This is a genomic window from Pedobacter hiemivivus (genome assembly GCF_004331685.1).
Classification (GTDB): domain Bacteria; phylum Bacteroidota; class Bacteroidia; order Sphingobacteriales; family Sphingobacteriaceae; genus Pedobacter; species Pedobacter hiemivivus.
The window spans coordinates 1-21,870 of the sequence record NZ_SJSM01000019.1 but is presented as its reverse complement, the minus strand read 5'-3'; the positions used below and the strand labels follow the sequence as shown (position 1 = coordinate 21,870).

20 protein-coding genes are annotated in these 21,870 nt (G+C 39.2%); 12 read left to right on the top strand and 8 right to left on the bottom strand.

Features of this window, described 5'->3' with window-relative positions; translation table 11 throughout:
* Positions 1–24 precede the first annotated feature (24 nt).
* The 5 genes from EZ444_RS21175 to EZ444_RS21155 all read left to right on the top strand — a co-directional run bounded on the left by EZ444_RS21175 (position 25) and on the right by EZ444_RS21155 (position 8,372).
* The gene (locus EZ444_RS21175) at positions 25–1,221 is read left to right on the top strand and encodes a FecR family protein (RefSeq protein WP_131611149.1); all 1,197 of its coding nucleotides are present in this window, start codon (positions 25–27) and stop codon (positions 1,219–1,221) included.
* A gap of 308 nt (positions 1,222–1,529) precedes the next feature.
* Entirely contained in the window at positions 1,530–4,961 is a 3,432-nt protein-coding gene (locus EZ444_RS21170) for a TonB-dependent receptor (protein ID WP_205945322.1), read from the top strand.
* Positions 4,962–4,978: 17 nt separating this feature from the next.
* Entirely contained in the window at positions 4,979–6,391 is a 1,413-nt protein-coding gene (locus EZ444_RS21165) for a RagB/SusD family nutrient uptake outer membrane protein (RefSeq protein ID WP_131611147.1), read from the top strand.
* 5 nt (positions 6,392–6,396) lie between these two features.
* On the top strand, positions 6,397–7,218 hold the full coding sequence (locus EZ444_RS21160; protein ID WP_131611146.1) for a DUF4465 domain-containing protein: 822 nt from the start codon (positions 6,397–6,399) through the stop codon (positions 7,216–7,218).
* Positions 7,219–7,238: 20 nt separating this feature from the next.
* On the top strand, positions 7,239–8,372 hold the full coding sequence (locus EZ444_RS21155; RefSeq protein ID WP_131611145.1) for a TlpA disulfide reductase family protein: 1,134 nt from the start codon (positions 7,239–7,241) through the stop codon (positions 8,370–8,372).
* A gap of 66 nt (positions 8,373–8,438) precedes the next feature.
* Here the strand turns inward: EZ444_RS21155 and EZ444_RS21150 are convergent, their stop codons facing one another.
* Positions 8,439–9,536: a mandelate racemase/muconate lactonizing enzyme family protein gene (locus tag EZ444_RS21150; protein WP_131611144.1), complete on the bottom strand. Its 1,098-nt coding sequence runs from the start codon at positions 9,534–9,536 to the stop codon at positions 8,439–8,441.
* Positions 9,537–9,618: 82 nt separating this feature from the next.
* Here EZ444_RS21150 and EZ444_RS21145 point away from each other — a divergent pair, with 82 nt between their 5' ends.
* Both EZ444_RS21145 and EZ444_RS21140 read left to right on the top strand, forming a co-directional pair.
* Positions 9,619–11,640, top strand: coding sequence for a thioredoxin domain-containing protein (locus EZ444_RS21145; protein ID WP_131611143.1), 2,022 nt, complete (start codon positions 9,619–9,621; stop codon positions 11,638–11,640).
* Positions 11,641–11,651: 11 nt separating this feature from the next.
* Positions 11,652–12,152: an FKBP-type peptidyl-prolyl cis-trans isomerase gene (locus EZ444_RS21140; protein WP_131611142.1), complete on the top strand. Its 501-nt coding sequence runs from the start codon at positions 11,652–11,654 to the stop codon at positions 12,150–12,152.
* Here EZ444_RS21140 and EZ444_RS21135 read toward each other — a convergent pair.
* The 6 genes from EZ444_RS21135 to EZ444_RS21110 all read right to left on the bottom strand — a co-directional run bounded on the left by EZ444_RS21135 (position 12,149) and on the right by EZ444_RS21110 (position 16,842).
* The gene (locus tag EZ444_RS21135) at positions 12,149–12,568 is read right to left on the bottom strand and encodes a Fur family transcriptional regulator (RefSeq protein ID WP_090780106.1); all 420 of its coding nucleotides are present in this window, start codon (positions 12,566–12,568) and stop codon (positions 12,149–12,151) included. The genes EZ444_RS21140 and EZ444_RS21135 overlap by 4 nt on opposite strands.
* 2 nt (positions 12,569–12,570) lie before the next feature.
* A complete protein-coding gene (locus EZ444_RS21130; RefSeq protein WP_131611141.1) occupies positions 12,571–13,014 on the bottom strand; it encodes a hypothetical protein in 444 nt (147 codons plus the stop codon).
* Positions 13,015–13,037: 23 nt separating this feature from the next.
* Positions 13,038–14,303: an ABC transporter permease gene (locus EZ444_RS21125; RefSeq protein WP_131611140.1), complete on the bottom strand. Its 1,266-nt coding sequence runs from the start codon at positions 14,301–14,303 to the stop codon at positions 13,038–13,040.
* A complete protein-coding gene (locus EZ444_RS21120) occupies positions 14,300–14,929 on the bottom strand; it encodes an ABC transporter ATP-binding protein (RefSeq protein WP_131611139.1) in 630 nt (209 codons plus the stop codon). The genes EZ444_RS21125 and EZ444_RS21120 overlap by 4 nt, the downstream gene beginning before the upstream one ends.
* Positions 14,930–15,162: 233 nt before the next feature.
* Positions 15,163–16,179, bottom strand: a complete 1,017-nt coding sequence (locus EZ444_RS21115; protein WP_131611138.1) for an NAD-dependent epimerase/dehydratase family protein — start codon at positions 16,177–16,179, stop codon at positions 15,163–15,165.
* 84 nt (positions 16,180–16,263) lie between these two features.
* Positions 16,264–16,842 (bottom strand): Crp/Fnr family transcriptional regulator, encoded by a 579-nt coding sequence (locus tag EZ444_RS21110; RefSeq protein ID WP_225874800.1) that lies wholly within the window; start codon positions 16,840–16,842, stop codon positions 16,264–16,266.
* Between the two features lie 197 nt (positions 16,843–17,039).
* Here EZ444_RS21110 and EZ444_RS21105 point away from each other — a divergent pair, with 197 nt between their 5' ends.
* Positions 17,040–17,993: an RpnC/YadD family protein gene (locus EZ444_RS21105; protein WP_225874799.1), complete on the top strand. Its 954-nt coding sequence runs from the start codon at positions 17,040–17,042 to the stop codon at positions 17,991–17,993.
* Between the two features lie 182 nt (positions 17,994–18,175).
* Here the strand turns inward: EZ444_RS21105 and EZ444_RS21100 are convergent, their stop codons facing one another.
* Positions 18,176–19,801 carry an ABC-F family ATP-binding cassette domain-containing protein gene (locus EZ444_RS21100; RefSeq protein WP_131611137.1) on the bottom strand — a complete coding sequence of 542 codons (1,626 nt, stop codon included), beginning with the start codon at positions 19,799–19,801 and terminating at the stop codon, positions 18,176–18,178.
* Positions 19,802–19,892: 91 nt separating this feature from the next.
* Here EZ444_RS21100 and EZ444_RS21095 point away from each other — a divergent pair, with 91 nt between their 5' ends.
* The 4 genes from EZ444_RS21095 to EZ444_RS21080 all read left to right on the top strand — a co-directional run.
* Entirely contained in the window at positions 19,893–20,465 is a 573-nt protein-coding gene (locus EZ444_RS21095) for a hypothetical protein (protein WP_131611136.1), read from the top strand.
* 51 nt (positions 20,466–20,516) lie between these two features.
* Positions 20,517–21,095: a nitroreductase family protein gene (locus EZ444_RS21090; RefSeq protein WP_131611135.1), complete on the top strand. Its 579-nt coding sequence runs from the start codon at positions 20,517–20,519 to the stop codon at positions 21,093–21,095.
* Positions 21,096–21,098: 3 nt separating this feature from the next.
* Positions 21,099–21,545, top strand: a complete 447-nt coding sequence (locus EZ444_RS21085; protein ID WP_131611134.1) for a 3-oxoacyl-ACP synthase — start codon at positions 21,099–21,101, stop codon at positions 21,543–21,545.
* Positions 21,546–21,619: 74 nt separating this feature from the next.
* A partial coding sequence (locus tag EZ444_RS21080; protein WP_131611133.1) for a helix-turn-helix domain-containing protein occupies positions 21,620–21,870 on the top strand: 251 nt, incomplete at its 3' end.

The following is a 21,870-nucleotide window of genomic DNA, read 5'->3' as shown; positions in this document are numbered from 1 at the left end:
TCCTCTATAGCTAAATTTTAATAAATGGACCATTTAGCTTACGACATAGAGGACTTTTTATGTGATGTCTCTTTCCAGCGTTATTGTTTGGGGAATGACGATGCCGATGTTGTTTATTGGAGCAGATGGATTGCAGCTCATCCAGAAAAAAGGCCTCAATTAGAAAAGGCCAAAAAGTTGTATTTCGAATTAAATGGGGATATTACTGATCAACACTTTAGTGCGGATTATGCTGCATTTAAGGAAGCCTTCTCAAAGAGACAGGTTGGTTACATAGAGGAGGAGGATAGCCATGAACCAGCAAAAGTAAAGCTGTGGTCGAAGATCATTGTTGCGGCTTCAATCGTATTTGCAATTGGTGCCGGACTTTGGTTTTATCAAACTGCTCTTCATAAGGGAGGGGAAGCCACAATCGCGTTTTCGACCAATGATATTAAGCCCGGAAAAAATATAGCGATAATGACACTGGGTAATGGGCAAGCCATTAATCTAAGTGAGGCAAAGCGGGGAGTAGTGATTGATGCCGCTAAGCTGAGTTACAGTGATGGAAGTAGTCTGGAGCATTTATCTGAAGGAAATACAATAAACAATCTTGAGAAAATTATGATATCCACTCCACGTGGAGGGCAATACCAGGTGGAACTACCCGACGGAACTAAGGTTTGGCTCAATGCGGCTTCTTCTATTAGTTTTCCGGCTTCTTTTTCTGGGCTAAGCCGACGAATGGTTGAATTGAGTGGCGAGGCTTATTTCGAAGTGACTAAAACAAAGATAAAACATATACCTTTTGTGGTAACTAGTAATGGACAGGAAGTAGAGGTTTTAGGTACGCATTTTAACATCAATGCTTATGCAGATGAAGGTAGCGTAAAGACAACCTTATTAGAAGGTTTAGTGCGTGTAAGTAAGAAAGTTGTAATTCATCCTGGCGAACAGGCACAGTTTGCTAATGGGCAGATTAGTACCAGTAAAGTTGATGTAGGGGAGGTGATGTCCTGGAAAGAAGGCTATTTTCAATTTAATAATGCAGATATAAAGGCCATCATGCGACAAATTTCAAGATGGTATGATGTGGATGTGCGTTATGAAGGGCTTACACCTGAACTGGCATTTTCGGGGGAAATTCAAAAGGACCTTAGCATAGCTCGGGTGCTTAAAATACTAAACAAAAGTGGAGTTCATTTTAGAATAGCAGGAAGGGAGGTGATTGTTATGCCATAAAATCTACTTTCTTATTACAAGTAAATACCCTAAAAAAAAACCAGAAGTGCTCGATACACTCCTGGTTCCGTTTCCTGATTAATCAGTAAAGGTATCTGGGTCTACTGTACAATTTTCGTCAACCATATTATCAACCCAAACTAAACAAATGTATGATTTTTTTTAAGTCTGGCGTATGCTGTGAAAACAGTCGCCATAAGGAGGCGTATTATACCTCTCCGAATCTAAATACTGATAATCAGAACCAGTTTTGGAGTGTTCTGCTCCGATTTCCAAAACAAGTATTATCAGCTAAACTAGTACTGATTATGAAATTGACTTTTTTCTTAACCGCATTGATGGTGATGAATGTTTCTGCGAGCAGTTATTCACAAACGGTTACTTTTACAGGGAAAAATGTGCCTCTGGAAAAGGTTTTTACAGCCATAAAAAAACAAACAGGATACGTCTTCTTTTACAATTTTAAATTGCTCGACCAGGCAAAACCGGTAACACTTGATGTATCCGCTGTACAGTTATCTGAAGTGTTGAAGACCTGTTTTAAAAATCAATCGCTGGATTATAGTATAGAAGATAAGACTATTGTAATTACGCAAAGAATTTCTTCTGCTGGAGCGGGTTTAAATACCCAGATTAAAGTAGCACCTCCAAAAACTATTAAGGGTAGGGTTGTGGATACTAAAGGGAAACCATTGCCAGGTGCCACCGTGAAAATCAAGAATGCGAATAAGGTGGTGCAGACGAATGCACAGGGCGAATTCGAACTGAAAGATACGGAAGATAAGGTGCTCCTTTATGTTTCATTTATTGGTTATAAACCTCAGGAAGTTATAGGGAGGAGTTCTGACGCAGTTACGATTATCCTTGAAGATGTTGAAGGATCCTTAAATCAGGTTGTTGTAGTTGCTTATGGTACTTCTAAAGTAAAAGACGTAACCGGATCTGTATCACATCTTGGTACTGCTGAGATTGCAAATGCACCAATGGGGGCGAGTGTTCAGAGCCTGTTACAGGGTAAGGCTGCGGGGGTAAATGTAATGATCCAATCGGCATCACCATCATCACCTGTTTCTGTAATTATCCGTGGTGCATCTTCACTGTCTGGCAATAATCAACCCCTTTGGGTAATTGATGGTGTTCCTGATTATTCAAATACATCCTTTGAAAAAGATGGAAGAATTAATAGTTCTATATCTGGAAATATTGCAAACAAGTTGTATAACCTTAATTTAAATGATGTTGAATCTATCGACATATTAAAGGATGCTTCAGCTACCGCTATTTATGGTTCACGTGGTGCTGCAGGTGTGGTGCTCGTTACCACTAAGCATGGCCGTGAAGGAATGAAACCTACCATTGAATTCTCCACCCGCTATGGTAAACAGTTTATCGATAAAAGTAAAATAGGGGTATTGGTTGCTGATGAATACATTAACCTATCTAAAGCTTCTGTTAGAGAGGCTGTAATGACGGTAGGTGGTTTAGACTACTTTACCAGACAATTTATTGATGAAGCTAAATTCAATAATAAGTTTAAGAATACCAGTCATTTAACTAAAGGCTGGATTACCGATGACTTGTTTAGATCGGATGCTTATTTGAGTGGGAATACCGATTGGTGGGACTTAATGACGAGAAATGAAGCAACTCAAGATTATTCATTGTCTTTAAGAGGTGGAACCAAGCAGTCCAGTTATTACACCTCTGTATTTATGAAAGATCAGGATGGAGTAGTAATTGGGGGGAATAGTAAGACTTACGGTATGCGTTTTAATTTTGAATCTTCAGTCAGAGATATACTTAAGCTAGGCATAAATATCAATGCAAATGCGAGAAGTATAAATAATAAGGATGCGATGTTGGGTGTAATTCTGAAAATGCGCCCAGATTTTCCTGCTTATAATCCTGATGGTAGTATCAATAAGATCTCTACTTATACGAAGAATCCTTTGTTAGAGCTTCAAGATAGAAATGAGGGGAAAGGGAAATCTGGCGCAGTGTCGATGTTTCTTGAGTATGATATTAGGAAGGGGCTAAAATTAAGAACAACCGGTACTGCAGACTACTCGACCAACAAAACCGATGTTTTTAGAAAAACTGCATACGATGGTAATTTGAACTCCAGAACTATTGATCAAAGTGAAAATACGGTATTGGTTTGGGAGAATACGCTGAATTATTTTAAAACCTTCGGTAAGCATGATATCAATGCTTTAGCGGGTTTCTCCATGGAACAAAATGATAGCGAGGGTTTCTCCGCTATAGGTACTAATTTCCCAGATGAGGAGGTGCTTATTGATTTAGGTAGTGCTGCCATAAAATCGAGTATCAGAAGTTCGCTTTATTCAAACTCATTGGTGTCTGGATTTGCTCGCCTAAACTATAAGTTTAACAATAGATATTTGATTACCGGAACGGTGCGTAAAGATGGCTCATCGCGTTTCGGGCTAGACAGACGGTGGGGGTTTTTCCCATCAGCGGCGCTAGGATGGATCATTACTGAGGAAGCTTTTGCTAAGCCTTACAGCCATATATTTTCTTATTTAAAGCTACGTGGTTCGATAGGTAAAACAGGTTCTCAGAATTTGGGTAATTACGCCTGGCAAACATTGATGGGCGCTAGAATTTACAATGGATTGCCAGGGATAGTCCCTTCTACACTGGGGAATGACATCCTTCAGTGGGAATCACAAAATCAAATAGATCTTGGCCTTGATTATGGATTGCTAAATGATCGGATCAGAGGTTCGTTCGGTTGGTACCAGAAAAAAGTAAGTAACCTATTGTATTCGGATCCAGTACCTACATCTTCAGCATTTAGTACGGTTACACAAAATATTGGAAGTCTTAAAAATCAAGGGTTGGAATTTGATGTAAAGGGGGATGTACTGAGTTCGGCGAATCTTACCTGGACGCTTGATTTAAACGTTGGCCATAATGTAGGTCGTTTGGAAAAATTAAACAGTAGTGCTAAATTTTATGGTGGTACTGCTAATGAATATTTTAGGGTAGATGTCGGTGGTAAATTAGGAGACTTCTATGGCTATAAATATGCTGGTAAATTATTCCGTACGCAGGAAGAAATTATTGCTTTAAAACCATTATTGCCAACCGGTTATCAGGATGTTTATCGTGATGCTTACGAAAATCCGGGTGATTTATATCTGATGGATTTGAATAAAGACGGTAAAGTTACTGTAGATGACAGGACTAATTTAGGAAATGCTAACCCTGATATCTATGGTGGCTTTGGTTCTACAGTGATCTGGAAAGATTTCTATTTCAACGCAACTTTTTCTTACGCTTTGGGCGGGAAAAGAATATTTGATTTAGAAAAATCCACTTCCGGCGATATGAATGTTTATAATGTACCTAGTATGGCACTAGATTCCTGGACCATGAAGGGGGAAGACGGTACTTTGCCGCGTCTAACTTATTACGGTAGAGGTGCTAATAACATTATGAGCGATAGGTATTTGCATGATGCCTCATATTTGCGCTTAAGTGCATTGAATGTTTCTTATCGATTGCCGAAAAAATTAATGAATGACAGGATGTTTAAAACGGTTGAGTTTTCATTCCAGGCGGCTAATCTATTTACAATTACGAAATACCCAGGTTTTGATCCGCAGGGAAACTTTAGCGCTTCTAGTACCGCTTTTATGAGTATGGGAGTTGATTATAGCACTTATCCACAGGCCAGAACATTTACGTTTGGTTTGAAATTTATCCTTAACTAAAATTTAATATTATACTGATGAAGAAAGTTAAATTGTATACGCTTTTAGCAGGATTAATCCTTTTTGCTTCGTGTAAAAAGTTCCTGGATAAGCAGCCTCCACATAATCTTACGCTGGACAATGCCGTGACTGATTATGCTGGTGCCAAAAATGTATTGAATGGCATGTACGGTACAGTGCAGAATCAAAATTTAGGGGGGAATTTGATGGTTCCGCTATCGGCAATGGCCGGATTTTATACCGGAGACTTCGCGATAAACTATAACATGGCGACAAGACAAGGGGACAAGGACTATGGTGATCGCTGGATAGGCATGTATGCGGCAATAAACGCAGCCAATGCTGCTATTATTGCCATTTCGGCACTTAGTGATGATCAGTTTCCTGCTGGATTGCCCAGCAAAAAGAATATGGTTGCCGAAGCGCGCTTATACCGAGCCTGGAACTATAGCTGGTTGTTGTGGACCAGATGCCATTGGTGGTCGGCACCGGAGAATCCGAATGGATTGATTTACCGGGATAAAATGGCCAACCTTTCTAATCTTCAGGTTGCCCGACTTACGGTAGGAGCGTCTTATGATAAAATATTTGAGGATATTGACGATGCGATAGCTAATGCTCCGAGCTATACGAGTTCCAAGTACTTATCAAAGGAAATGGCAATGGTGTTGAAAGCTAAGCTCCTATTGTATCGCGGTAAGGGAAACGACTACACAGAGGCCTTAAAATTGGTGCAGGCTCTAAAACCAAAAGCTTTTATAGAACCGAATGTAAAGAAGTTGTATGAGGATGCCTGGGATTCAAAAGAAGTCCTTTGGAGCAGGTATCTGGAGTCACCAGGAAGAACGCTATCTGAATTTGCTTATTCTTATGGGATCGTCTATAACCATAAATTCAATCTCGAATTTGCCACCGGCTGGTTAGTATTTGATCCAAGGTACCCTGAGGTAACAGGTATTGTCAGGTCGCCAGAATCCTGGGATGATCGAACCTTTCCTGCATTCACCAAATTGGCACACCGCGGCAGGGTAACTGGACCGGAGGATAAATACGCTACCTATTATTTCCGTTGGTCTGAGCTATACTTAATGGAAGCAGAATTGATTGCCAGAACCGGTGGCACAGTAACAGATGCTTTAAAACCAATAAATGCCATGCGTGCGGCTAAAACAAGTGTGGTGTTGCCGGCACTTACAGCTTCTTCTTTAAATGAGTTTTACGATGTGTTATTCAAAGAAATCTGGGTGGAGCTGGCTTTAGAAAATGGTAGTGAGTGGTTTGCTTCTTTAAGGTTTATGAAGGATGGAAAGCCTTGGGTTTACAGCCTAAAAAAGGATGTAAACTTTGATGAGAATAAATACATCTGGCCAATACCAGATGCAGAGATCATCAGTAACAAATTAGCCACTCAAAATCCAGACTTAAAATAATTTTAATGAATATGAAAAAATCTATTTATACGTTAATGGGCGGATTGCTCTTGTTAGCTGCATCCTGCGCTGATAAACATGACTTGCTGGTACCTGAAACAAATGACATCACATTCAATGAGCTAAAACTGAATGATTTTTCATTCGTTGTCCCTGATGCTGGATTCAAGTCTGGAATAGTAAACTTTAATACTAAAAAAAATACTGATGGCTCATTTTCAGGTTTTGCCTATTCCAATAGGAATAATCGGTCCTTTACCTGGACAAATACCCAGGCGGCCATAGATACCAATAGATTTAGCGTGTTCACGGCAAAGTATAACCGTACGGAAGCATTTGCTGTGGCCTCTGTGAAGGATGATGATGCTTTCTTTACTTTAAATACGCCATCTGTGATCGAACATATTCTGGTTGCCAACACTACCTATGGTTATTTACCTATGAAATATGGTGATGTTTATGGGACTGTTGCTGTACCTGAGGTTAATCCGAACATAAAGGGAGCACCTAAGGGCATATGGTATGCCAATGTACCTGGGGGAGTCAAGAAGATGGTTGATGCAAATAAGGACTATTTTAAAATTATTGCTATAGGTTATAAAGGCGGAGTTCAAACCGGGACTAAGGAGTTTTTCCTTTGCTCCATGACCTATGATCCGCTTCATCCAACGCAAAGCTATCTGTTAAACGATTGGTATAAATGCGATTTAACTTCATTGGGACAGGTAGATAAGGTGGTCTTTCATTTAGCCTCATCTGATAACGTAGCGGGTGTAATGAGAACGCCATCCTACTTTTGTATGGACGGTATAAGAATTAAAAATTAATCAATAAATTATATAAAACAATGAAAAGAATAATTGTATCCCTGTTGTTATCAGCTCCATTTATGGTGTTGGCACAGGAAACTCCTTACCAGATTAAGGGACAAGTTGGTAAACTAAGTGCTCCGGCAAAGGTGTTTTTAACCTATCGCTTTGATGGCAATACGGTAACAGATTCTGCGGCGCTAAAGAATGGTATGTTTGAGTTTAAAGGTGCTGTACAAGGGCCATTGCAAGTTCGGTTATTGCTTGATCGCGAAGGAAAAGGCTTACGTTCAGCATTCAAAAGCAATGATGTTTTGCCGATTTATTCAGATAAATTGGTGATGGTGAATGCATCAGATTCTCTTAAAAATGGAAAGATCAGCGGATCTAAAATTAATGAGGAAAATGCTGCTTATGTAAAAATGTTAGCAGCTCCACAAGCTATAATGACCGGATTGGATGCCCAATGGGCGGCGGCATCTGCTGATAAAAAACAAGACCTAGCTTTTAGGAAAAGCTTGCAGGATCAAAATAAGCCTGCTCAAGAGGAAAAAGTGAAACTGCAAAAAGCATATATTAAAGCTAATCCGAACTCTTACTTTAGTCTTCAGGCTTTAAAGGAAATCGCTGGAAGTAAAATGGACTTAGCTGTAATCGAGCCAATGTTTAATGGACTTGCACCGGCAGTAAGGAATTCGGCTTCTGGGAAAGCTTTAGCAAAACAGATGGAAACGACTAAGTTAACTACTGTGGGCTCCATGTCACTGGATTTTACACAGAATGATGTAAATGATAAGCCGGTTAAACTTTCTGATTTCCGTGGGAAATATGTATTGCTTGATTTCTGGGCTTCATGGTGTGGTCCTTGTCGTGCCGAAAACCCGAATGTAGTATCGGCTTTTCATAAATTTAAAGATAAAAACTTCACTGTACTAGGTGTTTCTTTAGATAACCCAGGCAGAAAAGCAGATTGGCTGAAAGCAATTGAAACTGATAAGTTAGAATGGACTCAACTGAGTGATTTGCAAGGATGGAAAAATGCTGCATCAGTCCTTTATGGTGTTAGAGGGATTCCTCAGAATTATTTAATCGGCCCAGATGGGAAGATTGTTGCGAGTAACTTGAGAGGGGAAGAACTTCATAAAAAATTAGAAGCATTACTTTCTAAATAAACGGTAATCATACCTATGAATAACATCAAAACGGGACATTCTGCTCAACAGCATGTCCCGTTTTGTTTATATCACCCATTTTTCACAGTCTTTCAAAAACATAGGATCGGCATCGGCGCCAATTCCAGGCGTATCCGGCACATCAAGGATGTAGCCGTTATAGGTTAGACCGCCAACGATGGGATCTATAAGGTGCCCCAAAAGGCAGCTGTCAAGATCGTGAAAAACCACATTTGGACTGGCCAGCGCAAAATGTAGATTGGCTGTTACGGCAAGCCTACTTTCCAGCATACCACCTATCATACACTTAATGCCAGTTTGTAGTGCAACCTCATGAATTTTTTGCGCTCCTAAAATCCCCCCTGATTTGCAAAATTTAATATTGAGGTAATCGCATGATTTGCTGTTGATCAGTTTTCTGGCATCATGGTGGTTATAGCAGCTCTCATCGGCCATGATTTTAATGGGCGAATTTAGACTGAGTTCTGGCAGTCGATCATCATACCAGGTCCGCATGGGTTGTTCACAAAATTGAATGTTTAGCGGAGCCATTTCACCTAATGCAAAAAGCGCATCATCAAAATCCCAGCCCTGGTTGGCATCTAGTCTTAAGATCATGTGCTCACCTACTGCCTTTCTGATTTGTTTTACACGGTCAATGTCGTCATGTACATTTTTTCCGAGTTTTATTTTTATCATCCTACAACCTTGCTGCTGATATTTTAAGGCTAAAATTGCCATGTTTTCAGGACTGCCAATGCCAATGGTCATATCGGTTTCGATGCTGTGTTTTTGTCCGCCTAAAAACTGATATAAGGGTAGGTTTTTATTTTTTGCAGAAATATCAAACAAAGCCATATCAAAAGCACTTTTAATGGTATTGTTATGATCAATATAGCCCAACAAGTCATTCATCCTTTCGGGGATATCAAGCGGATCTTTACCGAGAAGGATCTTCGCAAGGTCTTTGGCTACAGCCAGACAGGTTTCCTGGGTTTCGCCAACAATCATTGGAAATGCCGAACATTCCCCTACACCATAAATACCCGCATCAGTATATATTCTGATGAACACATTTTGTGCAAAGTGCATGGTCCCTGTTGCAATCACAAATGGCTCAATAGGGATGCTAAAACGGTAAATTTCGGTATGGGTAATCTTCATTTTTATGGCTTTGTTGGATTAATTGATAGCTTTATGGTTTCAAATTCGGTACTATTTATCTCATAATACATAATTCAATCTCATGTCTAATATAAATAAAGAATCCAATAATTTAATCCATGCATCATCGCCATATTTACTGCAACATGCTTATAATCCGGTAAATTGGTATGAATGGGGAACTGAAGCTTTGCAAAAAGCAAAGGATGAAAACAAATTGATATTGGTGAGCATCGGTTATTCGGCTTGCCATTGGTGCCATGTAATGGAACGTGAGAGTTTTGAAAATCATGAAGTCGCAGAGGTGATGAATCGCGATTATGTTTGCATCAAAGTGGATAGGGAAGAACGGCCTGATATTGATCAGATTTATATGTTGGCCATACAATTGATGACAGGAAGTGGTGGCTGGCCTTTAAACTGTATTTGCTTGCCTGATCAGCAACCTATATATGGTGGTACTTATTTTAAAAAGGAAGACTGGATAAATGTATTGTCGAGTGTGGCAAATATGTGGGCTAATGAACCGGATAAAGCCATACAATATGCCGATAGGTTAACTGATGGCATTAAAAATGCAGAGAAAATTATTCCAAATATCAAAGTTGATGACTATACCACAACGCATCTAAGGGAGATTATAGAACCTTGGAAAAGGTATTTTGATATTGCAGAGGGTGGATATAATCGTGCACCAAAATTCCCGCTGCCTAATAACTGGCAGTTTATGTTGCGCTACAGCCACCTGATGGAAGATGATGGTACCCATGTTTTGGCCTTGCTTACCCTCGAGAAAATGGCGATGGGTGGTATTTATGATCATATAGGTGGGGGCTTTGCTCGCTATTCTGTTGATGGTGCATGGCATGTTCCTCATTTTGAGAAAATGTTATATGACAATGGTCAATTGATCAGCTTATACGCGGAGGCGCATCAGTATTCGAAATCCATGCTGTTTAAAGAGATCGCCGAAGAAACGATTGTCTGGCTGGAAAGAGAAATGACATCGCCGGAAGGGCTCTTCTATTCTGCACTGGATGCCGATAGTGAAGGAGTAGAAGGCAAGTTCTATGTATGGGATAAAGCAGAATTTGATGCTGTGCTTGGCGCTGATGCCGTTTTACTTGCTGATTATTTTAATGTGACTGAGGAAGGGAATTGGGAAGAAGAGCAGACAAATATTTTACTCAGGAAATTTACGGTAGAGGATTATGCTGAGGTTAAAGGCGTTTCGATTATCATCTTGATAGAGAAAATAAAAGAGGTGAAGCTAAAGTTGCTTCAGGAACGTAGCAAAAGGGTAAGACCAGGATTGGATGATAAGTGTTTAACGGCCTGGAATGCGATGGCGATTAAAGGTCTGGCAGAGAGTGCCGGAATATTTGGTAATCCTCATTATTATGGACTTGCAAAAAGAGCGGCTTCATTCATCCTCGCAAATTTAAGGAAGCTTGATGGCGGTTTGTACCGCAATTATAAAAACGGTAAGGCAACTATTGCAGGTTTCTTAGATGATTATGCATTCTTTATAGAAGCCTTAATCACGTTGTACCAATATGATTTTGATGCGGAGTGGTTATTGGAGGCAAAGCGCTTAACGGATTATGTATTGGCAAATTTTGAAGATGTCGACAGTCCGATGTTATTTTATACATCTGGAACAGGGGAGGTTTTAATCGCCCGTAAACACGAGATTATGGACAATGTAATTCCTGCTTCTAACTCAGTAATGGCGCAAAACCTGCACAAGCTGGGCTTATTTTTTGATCATGATATCTATACGCTTAAGGCAGAAGGTATGCTGGCTGCGGTTCTCCCTCAAATTAAGACTTATGGCTCTGCTTACTCTAACTGGGCCATCCAGGTTTTGGAAGAAGTATTTGGTATAAATGAAATCGCGTTGACGGGTAAGGATTTCGAAAAAGTAAAAATGGAGCTGGATAAACATTACATTCCTAATAAAATTACATTAGGGGGAACAAATTCTGAACTTCCTTTGTTAAAAGATAAGGAAAGCAACGAAACAAAAATCTATATTTGCCGAAATAAAGTATGCCAGTTGCCAGTAGCTACTGTTGATGAAGCATTAAAATTGATAAATTAAAAAACATCACAATGAGTATTAAACCCAATACAGTAGTATCATTAACGTACGAATTGCATACGACTAATGAAGAAGGACAACAAGTTTTTGTAGAAAAAACGGATAAAGAAAATCCATTAGTTTTTTTATATGGTACAGGAATGATGCTTCCAAAATTTGAAGAGCATTTGGCTGGTTTAAATGTTGGCGATTCTTATGGTTTCGAACTTTCTGCAGCTGATGGCTACGGAGAAATTGATCCGGGAGCATTTGCTGACTTGCCAATCGATATGTTTAAAGAAGCTGGTTTACCTGCTGTTGGTGATGTAATTCCTTTACAAGATAACCAAGGAAATCATTTCAGAGCTGGTGTTACTGCTATCCATGAAACTGTGGTTAACGTTGATTTGAATCACCCTATGGCTGGTAAAGACCTGATTTTTGCAGGTGAGATATTGGCAGTACGTGAAGCTACTCAAGATGAATTAGCTCACGGTCATGCACATGGCGCTGACGGCCATTCTGGTCACTAAATAGCATTACATTTTTCGCAAATGCCGTAAGCAATAGAGCTTACGGTTTTTGCGGTAAATCCTTTCGGCATCTTAATTCTTGGCGCTTCTACTTCTAAGCAGTAAATCTTATTGCAATTTGTACAGTTGAAATGTACGTGTTCATCATGGTGGTGATCTTCTGAGCAGGAAGAGGTACAGACCGCATAATTGGCAGTTCCATTCATATCCATAATCCTGTGTAGGATTCCCTTCTCCTGATAAGTATTTAATATCCGGTACAACGTTACCCGATCAATCTCCTTACCTAGTTTTTTCTCCAGGTCGGGTTGTGAAATGGCTACTGAATCTAAAGCAATCTCTTCTAAAACGCGCACCCTTTGTTTGGTGTGTTTTAAATCATGCTCTTTTAATATGCTTACCGGATTGATATTCATGGTTATATTATTTTAGCGGCAATCAATGCAATAGGCGGATTGTCCATCGCATTGCCCGAGTTTAACTTTAACGTCCCTTTGATCGTTACCGTTTTGTACGTAAACTTGATAGGCTCTGTCATTTCTACCAGCACCATAATAGGTACACCATTTTTTCCGCAATAAAAACACTGATTGATAGGAAGGGTAGATAGCATAAACTTAGTTTGCTTCATTCCATCTTTAATCGGTACAATGTAGCCTTCTAGTTCAAATGGTTTATTGGCGTACTTTTTTATTTCAGGTGAAAAAATGGCCTGCATTTCGGTGTCCTTAACAATTTTAAAGTCTACGCCACCTACAACATCCCAGTTATCCGAGTTAATCTGATCGTTAGGATTGTGTTGTGCTTTAACAGCGAAGCCTGCAAAAAGTAAAACAACCAATATCATTCTCTTTATCATCATTGTCTCTATTTTATAATAAATTTCTAGTTCTTAGCTAATATCTTCGAAATGTTAGACTTGTAAGCCTGTATCGCAGGGATTATAGCAGCAAATATACCAATACCAAGTCCGGCAACAAATAGATATATTTCATTGTAAAGTAAAACAAAACCACTTAGCTGGGCCTGACTGCTCTCTTGATTGCTGCCAATAAACTCTAATACCAAATGCCCCAGTAATATCCCAATGATGGTACCTGCCAAAGTGAGCATAATACCTTCGGCAATAACGATGAGGAATAATTTTGTTCTCGAAGCACCTAGCGTACGCATAATGGCCAGATCATAATTGCGCTCTTTTAAAGAGTTATAAAGGTTTACGAATACACTGATGGCTGCAATGAACATAATGAGTATAGCGAACCACTGAAGGGTGTCTACCCCCACGCCAATTAGCGAGAAAAGGCGTGTGCTTTCTTGTGCAGGAGAAGCAGCTTGCATATTTGTAGTTTCGTTTACAAGCCTTGGGAACATGGCTACAGACATAGGCGAGCGATATTGAATCAATAAAGAGGTTAACTCGCGTGATTCATCGTTGGAGTGATCATCAGCCTCATGGTCATGAGCCTCGTGTGCTTTGTGATCATGCGCTTCGTGTTCATGCGCCTCTTTTGCATCATGGTCATGGTCTTCATGTTCATCATGCATTTTCCAAACACTGGCTACATTGGTCAGGATCAGGTTATCGGTTACATTTCCCTGTGGGGTCATAATGCCGGATACAACATAAGGATGGCTCTTGTGTACGTCACTGCTACTTGATAAACCATGTGCACCATAAAAAGTATCTCCAATTTTCAAGTTTTGGTTTTTAGCAACTGTAGCACCAATAGCCGCTTCAAAATCTTTTTGCCAGAACTTTCCCTGAGCCGTTTTTAATTGATAAAGACTTACAAAATTGCTGTCGGTACCAACGATGCGTGTACCGTTGTAATTGTCGCCTAAAGCTAAGGGTACAGCGCGCTTTACAAAAGGACTACGGGCCAGCTCCATCGCTTCTTTTAATGGGATGTTTCCAGTTGGAAAATCTATATAGTAAATACTGCTTAAAATTAATTGCAGCGGACTGCCCTTGGCACCTACCACCAAATCGATATCTTTTGAGTTGTTGTCTAATTTTTCACTAATCTGAGTAGATGCTAGTAGTAGAATGGTTAAAATTCCCGTTCCAAAGGCAATCAGCATAATGTTTAATGCCGAAGAAAGGGGCTTAGACCATAAGCTTTTCCAGCTGATTTTTAATGGGCTCATGCTAATTCGTAAGTATTTGTAAATGCATCTTTAACTCTTTTGTCGTGGGTAGCAACGACCAATGTGGCCTGGTTAATACCTGATTGCTGAAGTAAAAGCTCCAATACCGCTGCCGCATTTTTATCGTCCAGACTGGATGTAGGCTCATCTGCGATCAGCAGTTCTGGTTTATTAATCACAGCTCTTGCGATAGAAACACGTTGTAATTGCCCCTGACTAAGCTCATTTGGATAGGCTTTTTTCTTGTTTGCAATACCCAATGAGGTTAAAACCTCATTTACCCGGTCTAAATCAGTTGGCAGTCCTGCGAAACTTTGTGCAAGTACCAGGTTGTCTGTAATACTTAAACTTTTGATCAAATGAGGACGCTGAAATATAATCCCAATATTTCGCCCTCTAAACTGATCTAGCGCTTTAGAAGATAATCCATAAATGGAAGTTTCATTAATCCGGACTTCTCCAGCCGAAGGTTTTAGTATACCCGTTAGTACGTGTAGGAGGGTAGTCTTTCCACTGCCCGACTCACCTAACAACAACCATTGGTCGCCATGGTTGATCTGCCAGTCTTTAAACGCAATGCGATGCCCACCAGGATACTCGTGGGAAACGGATTTTAATGAAATCATAATGTTATTTATTGATATGGCTACTTGTACATTTTACAGCATGTTTTGTGCTGTCTACCTTACCGTGCTTGCAACCTGGGTTGATCATGCTTACAAATACTAATAGCGCGCCTAATAATAATTTCTTGTTCATACGATGTGTGTTCTACACAAAAATAGTATATGCAATTTAATTGCATATACTATTCATGTAAAGTATTTGCTACTGCCATCAAAATTATCTTATGACCGCTTTATTTTCCAAGCAATTGTTTGTTTTCCATCAAATATTTTAATGCTTCTTCAACTGCCAGTTCTGGTTTTTTCGGATTAAAGCCTAATTCGGTTCGGGCCTTTGAAATGTCGAAATTTTGCTGCAGACCAGAGAACATCGCAATATCCTTTCTTGTTAACAAAGGAGCTTTTCCACTTAATTTCGCTATAAATTCCATTAGTCCCGCAATAGCGAATAGTAAGGGTTTGGGAACAGCTGCTGGCACTTTCAATTTCAGTTCTGGATATAGCTTGTTGGCAAGTAAACTCGTATCGGTAATAGTCATACATTGTTCATTAGCGAGAATATAACGTTCCCCGTCCCGTCCTTTGATTGCTGCAAGATAACAACCTTCTGCCACGTCTTTTACGTCTATCCAGTTCAGAGCGATCTTGGTGTCAACCGGAATTTCCTTGTTCAATATTAGTTTTAGGATACCATAGGAAACATTCAAGGGTAGAAAAGCTTCACTGCCAATCATTGCGGAGGGCATAATTGACACCAATTCAATTCCAAGTGATTTTGCCAGATGGAATGCCATTATTTCGCCATCGTTTTTTGAATTGTAGTACATGTCCCTACGATCGGTATTATAACCGTAACTTTCTTTTGTTGGCAGTTTAGTATAATCCAAGGCGGCAATGGAGCTGACATACACAATACGTTTTACACCTGCTTCAGCTGCGGCTTCAATGGTGTTTCTTGTACCCTGAATATTGACATCGTAGATTTCCTTTTTGGGATTTTTTGCCCAAAGTTTGAATGAGGCACCCACAGCATAAAAGGTTTCGACCCCCTGTAATGCGCTTACAAATGATGCCTTATCTGTAATATCGGCCTGGATCACTTCACAATCCAGCCCTGTAAAAGGCGCTTTGTTTTTTATATTTCTTACAGTCGCCCTTACAGGTATCCCTTTTTTGATCAAGAAGCGAATTAAATTGTTGCCCAAATGTCCATTTGCTCCGGATACTAAGGCTAAACCTTTTTGTGTCATAATATATTCTTTTAATATCAGACAAAGTTCAGGAGCCTGTATTCGAATCTACTTGACTTTTGTTAGTTAATGGGGTTTTGAAAATCAGCTAGTCATTTTCCGGCGTATGCGACTCAGGCTTTCAGCTTTCATACCCAGGAAGGAGGCTATATATGAAATTGGTACATTATATAAAATATCTGGATGTTCTTCCATTAGTTTTCGGTAGCGTTGTTCAGCGGATAAGGTTCCAAGCTCTCTGGATCTCTTTTCGTTATAAGTAAGAGATTGCTGAAAGACAAAAATACTGAAATCCTTTATTGAGGAACTTTTAGAAGTGATTTCATCGAGATCATTTTTAGTAATCCGGAGCAACTCGCATTCCGTGATGCACTCCACATTTTCATCGGATTTTGTCTCGTTGATGAAGTTGGAGTAGGATGTGAAGAATCCAGGAGGGCAGTTGATATGCGTAGTTACCTCATCTCCATTTTTATTATAATGAAATAAGCGTAAGTATCCAGATACAATGTAGTAGAGATATTTCGGAACTTTGCCTTCTTCTTCAAGAATCCTGTTTTTAGGAAGCAATACCGGTTCAAAATATTTTTTACAAAGGGCTATATCAGTATCCGTTAGTGCAATTCTTGTGGCAATAAAATTTAAAAACTTATCGATCATCATAACAAATGTAAAACATTCTTCGGCAAGGCTGGGAATAATAGAACGGATATTTTGATCCTAGGATTTAACAAAGTGATATATTCAGTGGTTTAATAATTACAATTTTTATTTAACTTAATTGGTGGTTAATTTTCAATTAAAGTGTGTAGTTTGTTTTTTTAATTGAATTATTCCTGCGAAGTTTACAACTGAATATAATGCAGGAAAATTTAACCCAAATCACAGCCCAGCCACAAGACTCACCTCGAAAAAGGATCAGACGAAAGGATGATCTACTTTGGAAAGGGATACTAGAGGATGTTTTCGAGGATTTTTTGTGTTTCATGCACCCTGATGCAAATAAAATTTTCGACTTTAATAAAGGCTTTGAATTTCTTGATAAAGAACTTGAACAAGTTTCTCCTTTAGGAGAAGATTTATTCTCTTCCAAAGTAGTCGATAAGTTGGTGAAATTATACACTATTGATGGAAAGGAAGAGTGGATCTTGCTTCATGTTGAAGTGCAAGGCAAATACCAGAAAAATTTTAGCGAGCGGATGTATACCTACAATTACAGAATTTGGGACAAGCACCATAAACCAATAACAGCTTACGCAATTTTTACTGACCCATTTAAAGTAGAAAGGTCAAATCGCTACGAAAGAAAATTTTTAGGTACCAGACTGCTTTATGAATTTAATACTTACAAAATCTCCAATCAAAATGATGAACAACTACTAAGTAGCAATAATCCATTCGCCTTAGTGGTATTGATTGCTAAAGCAGCTTTCAAAATCAGTCGTATTGTGAACAAAGGGGAAAGAGATCGGTCACTACTTACCATAAAACAGGTCATACTTAAGGCTCTACACAACAAGGGCTTTAAAAATGATAAAATTAAGCATGTAATGAACTTTTTGAGACATTATGTGCGTTTTGAAACAGAGGAATTTAACAATATATTTGAACAAGAGGTTGAACAAATCACAGGAAGAACTGAAACAATGGGAATAGAAGAATTATTATTGGATAGAGCGACAAAGCAAGGAGTTGAACAAGGGATTACTCAAGGCCGGATTGAAGTTGCAAGAGAGCTTAAAAAGGAAGGGCTTAGCGTTGACTTTATAGCCAAAACAACCAAAATCGCCGTCAAGAAGATTAAAACACTCTAACTCCTTCTAAAAGACATTACAAAAAAACAGCCTGCGTCATATCTTGATTAACGATGCAGACTGTTTTTTTTAGCACCCCATACTTGGTGCAGTATTAAAACAAAATATTCCTTCTGTGAACAGGCCTAGGAAAATTTTGTCCTTCTTCAGGGCAAAAGATTCCAGACTGTGAATAGAACGGATTATTTTGAATACATTTTGGCTCTCAACTCCGCAACATCAGGACTAGTGATATACTCATCATACGTCATCATCTTATCAATCGCACCTTTAGGTGTCAATTCAATAACGCGTGTAGCAACAGATTCAGTTAACGCGTGATCTCGTGAAGTAAACAATGCGGTTCCTCTAAAATCTTTCATTCCGTTGTTTAAAGCGGTGATTGACTCTAGATCCAAGTGATTCGTTGGCTCATCAAACATTAACAAGTTCGCATGTTTCAACATCATTTGTGAGAACATACAACGCATCTTTTCACCACCTGATAATACCTTTACATTTTTCAATACCTCTTCACCAGAGAAAAGCATTCTACCTAAAAAGCTCCTTACAAATTGCTCGTCCTGATCCGTACCAGAATACTCGCGCAACCAGTCTACAAGATTCTCATCTTTACCTTCAAAATAAGGAGAGTTATCATTCGGGATGTCGGCCGTATTAATGGTTACACCAAACTTAAACTCACCAGTATAATTCTTTTCACGCCCGGTAAGTACATTGTAAAATGCAGTAGTAGCTAAACTATTTTGAGAAAGGATCGCAATCTTATCACCTTTATTAACCATGAAGTTGACATCCTTAAACATCACGTCACCATTTAAAGTACAAGATAAGTTCTCTACCTGTAAAATCTGGTCACCAGCTTCTCTACCTAAATTGTTGAATAGGATAGCAGGGTATTTACGGCTTGAAGCTTTAATCTCCGAAATATCGATTTTATCCAAAGCCTTTTTACGGGAAGTAGCCTGTTTAGATTTAGAAGCATTGGCACTAAAGCGCTGAATAAACTCCTGCAATTCTTTAACTTTCTCTTCCAGTTTTTTATTCTGGTCGCCACGTTGTTTTAAAGCCAGTTGACTCGACTCATACCAGAAGCTGTAGTTACCTGAGTAAATACTCATTTTGCTAAAGTCGATGTCTACAATATGCGTACAAACTGCATCTAAAAAGTGCCTATCGTGAGATACAACCAGTACGATGCTTTGATAATCAGCAAGGAAATTCTCTAACCATGCGATGGTATCAATGTCCAAATCGTTGGTTGGCTCATCCAGTAGTAAGATGTCAGGATTACCAAATAGGGCCTGTGCCAATAACACACGTACCTTTTGGTTACCATCTAGTTCTTTTAGTTGCTTATAATGATGTTCTTCTTTTATACCCAAGTTACTTAACATGGTTGCAGCATTGCTTTCCATGTTCCAGCCGTCCATTTCAGCAAATCTGTTTTCCAGTTCACCTGCACGTTCACCATCTTTATCAGAAAAATCTTCCTTTAAATAAATGGCATCTTTCTCTTTCATGATGTCGTACAATTCCTTGTGACCCATCATTACACATTCGATTACGCTAAATTCATCAAATTCATAGTGGTTTTGTTTTAAAACCGCCATGCGTTCTCCGGGGGTAAAAGCTACGCTACCAGAAGTTTGGTTCACTTCACCAGATAAAATTTTAAGGAAAGTAGATTTACCTGCGCCGTTAGCTCCAATTACCCCATAGCAGTTGCCCTGGTTAAATTTTAAGTTAACATCTTCAAATAAAGTTCTCTTTCCGTAACGGAGTGATAAATTAGAAACTGAAATCATATTGTTGAAAAATAAGTCGCAAAGGTAGGCATAATTTATAAAATGGTTTTCATGAGCGTATATTTGTTTTGATATTTAGATTTTTACAATTGTGAATAAAGAAGAGTTAATTGCAAGGTTAGACGCGCCAATAAAGTTTCAAATGGTGGCCGATTGCACATCTATTATTGAGAGTTACGATGTAGAGGTTGATATTGATGACGTGCTAGACATCAGCTTTCACAAAAAGAAAGAGATTGCTTTCAGGGCAGCATGGATGTTGGAATATATGATGACGCGCAAGGCTGCTCGCTTTTGTCCGTATGTACCTAAACTGCTGACTTTGTTACCTAAACTTGAAAACCAATCTGCTATGCGGCATTATGTTAAGATTATAGCATTAGTGACAGATAGGAAAGCCTTTCCAATATACAAAGAGCTTGTAAAGCAAATAGATTTTGAACCGGTAATCGAGGTGTTATTTGTATGGTTGCTTGAGCCAGAAACACTTGTTGCTACTAAAGTACATTGTATGCAGGCGCTTGCGAATCTGGTACCCCGTTACGACTGGATTGAAGAAGAGTTAGTGGAGACGATTGATTACCTAATGGGGGTAGAGAGCATTGCCTTTTTTGCAAGGGCTAAAATGGTCAAAAAGCAACTGAAAAAGGTAGCAGGGAAATAATAAGAAAGAAATTCTATTTTTGCAATAAAGAGGCGCTCGATCAGATGAATTATGGAAGAAGAAATAACAGTTTTAACCAACATTATACAACGCAGGAGAAGTATATTCCCTGTTAGCTATACCGGTCAGGAGGTTCCTGTAGCAGTAATTAAACAGATCCTGGAAAGTGCCAATTATGCACCAACACATAAACTTACTGAGCCTTGGCGTTTCATTGTATTCAGAAATGAGGGGAAAATAAAACTAGGAAAGGAACTGGCACGTCTTTATAAAGAAACAACTCCTGCACATCAGTTTCTGCAGAAAAAACAGGATAGCATCGTAGAAAAAGCCGAGCAATCGAGTTGTATCATCACTTTAAATGCGCAATTAAATTCGGACAAAGTTCCTGAATGGGAAGAGTTAGCCGCTTTGGCCTGTGCTGTACAAAATATGGCGCTTACTGCCGAAGCGTTGAAGGTTGGCGCTTATTGGAGTTCGCCAGGTATGATTGCAGATTTGAAAGAATATCTTAACTTAGGTACAACGGAAAAATGTTTTGGCCTCTTTTATATGGGTTATCATAACGAAGAACCTAGAGCCGCTAAGCGTACGCCAATAGAAGAGAAAATTAAATGGGTAGAGTCGTAGTTTATGAATAAGGAAAATTTGTACCAGCTTTGTTTAAAGTTTATTGAACAAAGAATTGAAACTGCTGAAACAGCGCTCAAACAGGCACGTGAGGCCAGTAATGACGATACCAAGAGTAGTGCGGGCGATAAATATGAGACCAGCCGGGAAATGATGCAACAGGATATTGACCGCAACAAACGACTGTTGATTGATGCGGAAGACAATAGGAAAGTGCTGGAATCAATTGGACATGCATCCGTAACGGATAGTATTAGAGGTGGAAGTTTGGTTTATACCAATCAGGGCATCTTTTACATTAGTATCAGTGCCGGTCAGCTCCTGTCCGAAGGCAAAACTGTCTTCGCTATTTCGGCAGCTTCACCAATCGGTAAACTGATGCTGGGTAAGAAAAAGAAAGACAGCTTTGATTTTAACGGTAAAACTTACTTAATTGAGGATATAGCTTAATGCAACAGCGCCTGTATCATGATTTCTGAAGTGAACCCCAAAAGTTGGACAAAAACTTTTGGGGTTCACTATTTATGGTAAAACACACATTTGAGGAGAAACTAGATATAGTTTCTCAAGTAAAAAACGGGAAGCCGATACTGCGCATATCCCGTGAACGCCATATAGGCGAACGGATGATCTTGGAATGGGTTCGGAAGTATAATCTTTATGGTGAAAATGGGCTACTCAAACAGCCTAATATCAGGGCCACACCTGATTTCAAGGAAGAAGTTGTAAGGACTGTTATAGAAAAAGAAGTATCTTTAGGACAGGTTGTTCTGCA